This window comes from Streptomyces mauvecolor, assembly GCF_039532965.1.
GTDB classification, from domain to species: domain Bacteria; phylum Actinomycetota; class Actinomycetes; order Streptomycetales; family Streptomycetaceae; genus Streptomyces; species Streptomyces violascens.
On the sequence record NZ_BAAASQ010000076.1, the window covers coordinates 1 to 2989 of the forward strand.

Annotated in this window: 4 protein-coding genes; 1 reads left to right on the forward strand and 3 read right to left on the reverse strand. The window is 66.8% G+C overall.

What is annotated here, in order from left to right; translation table 11 throughout:
* Nucleotides 1-290 precede the first annotated feature (290 nt).
* Entirely contained in the window at nt 291-860 is a 570-nt protein-coding gene (locus tag ABD346_RS38305) for a GNAT family N-acetyltransferase (RefSeq protein WP_344380937.1), read from the reverse strand.
* Nucleotides 861-1125: 265 nt separating this feature from the next.
* On the opposite strand from ABD346_RS38305, the gene ABD346_RS38310 reads away from it, so the two are divergent.
* Nucleotides 1126-1818 carry a hypothetical protein gene (locus ABD346_RS38310; RefSeq protein WP_344380938.1) on the forward strand — a complete coding sequence of 231 codons (693 nt, stop codon included), beginning with the start codon at nt 1126-1128 and terminating at the stop codon, nt 1816-1818.
* Here ABD346_RS38310 and ABD346_RS38315 read toward each other — a convergent pair.
* Both ABD346_RS38315 and ABD346_RS38320 read right to left on the reverse strand, forming a co-directional pair.
* The gene (locus tag ABD346_RS38315) at nt 1808-2062 is read right to left on the reverse strand and encodes a DUF397 domain-containing protein (RefSeq protein ID WP_344380939.1); all 255 of its coding nucleotides are present in this window, start codon (nt 2060-2062) and stop codon (nt 1808-1810) included. The genes ABD346_RS38310 and ABD346_RS38315 overlap by 11 nt on opposite strands.
* Nucleotides 2059-2895 carry a helix-turn-helix domain-containing protein gene (locus ABD346_RS38320; RefSeq protein WP_344380940.1) on the reverse strand — a complete coding sequence of 279 codons (837 nt, stop codon included), beginning with the start codon at nt 2893-2895 and terminating at the stop codon, nt 2059-2061. The genes ABD346_RS38315 and ABD346_RS38320 overlap by 4 nt, the downstream gene beginning before the upstream one ends.
* Nucleotides 2896-2989 lie beyond the last annotated feature (94 nt).

A 2989-nucleotide genomic window follows, 5' to 3' on the forward strand; every position in this document is an offset into this window, starting at 1 on the left:
TTCCCCGCCCCGTTGAACTTGCCCTCCAGCGGCTCCGCCGCCGCCACCAACTGCCGGATCAGCGCGCCCAGATCAGAACTCGAACCGTCCGTGCTCTTCCCCAGATCGGACAGAGTCGTGGACCCCATGTCGAACTTCACGCACACACCCCCGTAGTCGTCGTCATCGTCGTAACCCATCGCGGTTGCCGGTTTCGCGGTACCCGCGAATCGCCACACGTGCCTCGTGCGACGACTTACATGTCTATCGAACGGGTGTCGCAGGTGCAACGCGCTTCCGTCGCAGGTTTGTCACCACAGTTTGTCGATGGGGCCCGGGTGCAGGGCGATGCGTGCGGCCCGCAACGAGGGTTCGGCGGCGCGGGACTTCGTGGTGAAGAACGCGGCCAGGGTGACCTTGTCGAACCCCGGCCGGTCGCTGGGGAAGGGGTCCTCGGGCGTGCCGCCGACGAGCACCGTCCCCGGCAGCACCTGCCAGCCCGCGCCCTCGTAGAACCCGGCGAGCGGGCGGTCGCAGGTGAACAGGCCGAGGTCCAGGCCGTACGACGGCATCGCCTCGCGGGCCGCGCTCACCAGACGGTGCCCGTGGCCCTGCCCGCGGGCGGCCCGGCGGGTGACCACCGTGCTGAGCCCGCCCGCGCGCAGCGTGACGCCCGCGTGCTCGATGTCCTTGCGCAGGATGTCCAGGGCGGCGAGTACGACGCCGTCCTCGACGAGCAGCATCGACAGCGGGGCGAGGGCGGGGTCGTGGCTCGGTCCGCTACTCGGTACGGCCTGGGGCCAGGCCTCGTCCTGGAGGGTGAGCACCTGGGCGCGCAGCGGGGGCGGGGTGTCCGGCTCGGGGTAGGTCAGGATCGGCATCCCGCGATTATGAACTCGGCCGCCCCGCCGGTCGACTTCCCGGTCGCCCGCCCCGCACGGGTCGAAGACGACCCGCACCCGTCGAAGACGAGGAGACGAAGAACAGCCCCGCCATCAAAGGGGCAGGGAGGCTGTTTCGTGTGCAACCTGGATGGAATGGTCAATCCATGTGAAGGGTAAGGGAGTTGATGAAAGCGGACATGTCGCGCGGCTATTGCGCGGATCCCGTCTCTCACCCCCTCTTGCGAGGGGGCCGATCGCCGAGGTGCGCGAAGAGAGGGGACTGCGTGGCGGCCGTGCTGATCCTCAACTAGTGGGCATATGGGGGGAGTTGATAATGCCGGGAGATGTGTATAAGAAGTGGAAGAAACTCAATAGTGGGGTCGGCTGGACCAACCACGTCGTGGGCGCGACACAGAAGCTGAGGTACGGGCAACTGGACGAACTGGGCGAGGTGGTGGCCCGGCCGGGCCGTGAGGTTGGATTCAAACGTCTCGGCGCCGCCAGTAAGGGCCTGGTGGTTCTGGGACACGTGGTGAACGTCGGCGTGTGCTCCAAGGCCCAGTGGGACCGGGACAAGAAAGAGCGGCCCGAGATGGGGACGGTCGAACACGGTACGCGGTGCGGGTACAGGGTTGCCGTCGTCGTCGGCGCGGGAGCGCTGGGGGGCTCGGGCGGCGCCACTGCGGGCTCCGCTCTCGCCCTGACCGTGGCCGGCGCCTGCTCGGCGTTCTTCACCGGAGCCGCCGCCGGAACCGCGGTAGCCCCCGGTCCCGGCACCGTCGCGTTCGGCTTGGTCGGCGGCATCGTTGGCGGCTTCGTCGCGGGCAGGCGAGTGAAGAAGAACGCCGACCTGTTCGTCGACGACACCATCGACGCCGTCGGTTCCGGCGCCACGGCGGCGGCCGACCGCCTCAAGAAGCGAATGAGCGAGGCCCGCGCACGCTTCAGCCGCTGATCCGCCCCGCCTCTCCCCAGTCCAGGAAGGCCGTCCACGCGTGGGGAGCGACGGAGAAGGAGAGGCCGTCACTCACTTTTGAGTCCCGTATGTGGACGGCTTGGGGGCAGGTGGCCACCTCTACGCACTGCCCACAATCGCTGTCGCTGTACGACGACTTGCGCCAGGCGACGGCCACTTCGATGCACTGCCCGCCGCTATCACTGCTGTAGCTGGATTTGAACCACCGCAGGGTGCTGCTCATCTCTGCTCTCCTGCCAACTCCTCGACAAGGCCCAGCGATTCGCGAAGGTCCAGGGCCTGTGCTCGGATCTTCGCATAGCGCCGGGCATACGTACTCACCTTTGCGGGGTCGGTGATGAGGAGACCTTCATCTTGGACTTCCAGGTAGCCAAGGTGGTCGTGGTCTGGTGTCTCCACCAAGGTGATTCCGCCACGAGCGCCTGCGTGTTCACCGTCTGCACCACAGCCGAGGGGGAGCACGTAGAGGTTCACATTGCGCCTGCGTGCGCACGCAGCGAGATGTTGCATCTGGGCGCGCATGATCTCGGGGCTGCCGATCACCCTTCGCAGTACCGCTTCTTCCAGGATCAGCTCGATTGTGGCGACCGGTTGCCGGTCAAAGATCGCCTGCCGTTCCATGCGCGCCTGGACCAGCTCCTCGACCCTCTGCTCTGGGAGTGGTGGGTAGCCCCCGCCGATCAGGGCTCGCGCGTACTCCTCCGTCTGGAAGAGCCCGTTGATGACCAGCGTCTCGTACATCTGGAGCACCACCGCGTGCTGCTCCAGGGGCGCGAAGTCCTTGAACTGCTCGGGAAACTTTTCCAGCCGCACCGGCACCCGCGCATCCTCAAAGATGTCCATCCCGTCCCCGAGGACACGCTCCAGCTGGACCAGCATGTCGTCGGACGCAGGCTGCGCCAGTGTCTCCATGGCGCTGACGGCCGCGCCGGAGAAGCCGAGTTCGGTCCCCAATTGCTCCTGCGTCCACCCCTTCCGTGCGCGCAATTTGCGGGCCAGATTGGCCACCATCTGCGCTGTCGGTCCTGCCGTCACCTTGTTTTCCGCTCGTGCCATATGCGATCACGCTCCGACTCGACCGGTCTCAACCCAATGCCACTTAGCTTGTTGTGATCACGGCGCGGTGGGGAGGTTGCAGATGCGGACGGTC

Excerpts from the sequence above, each read along its gene's own strand:
- ABD346_RS38305 (WP_344380937.1), bottom strand. The coding sequence starts at position 860 with ATGCCGATCCTGACCTACCCCGAGCCGGACACCCCGCCCCCGCTGCGC.
- ABD346_RS38315 (WP_344380939.1), bottom strand. The coding sequence starts at position 2,062 with ATGAGCAGCACCCTGCGGTGGTTCAAATCCAGCTACAGCAGTGATAGC.
- ABD346_RS38320 (WP_344380940.1), bottom strand. The coding sequence starts at position 2,895 with ATGGCACGAGCGGAAAACAAGGTGACGGCAGGACCGACAGCGCAGATG.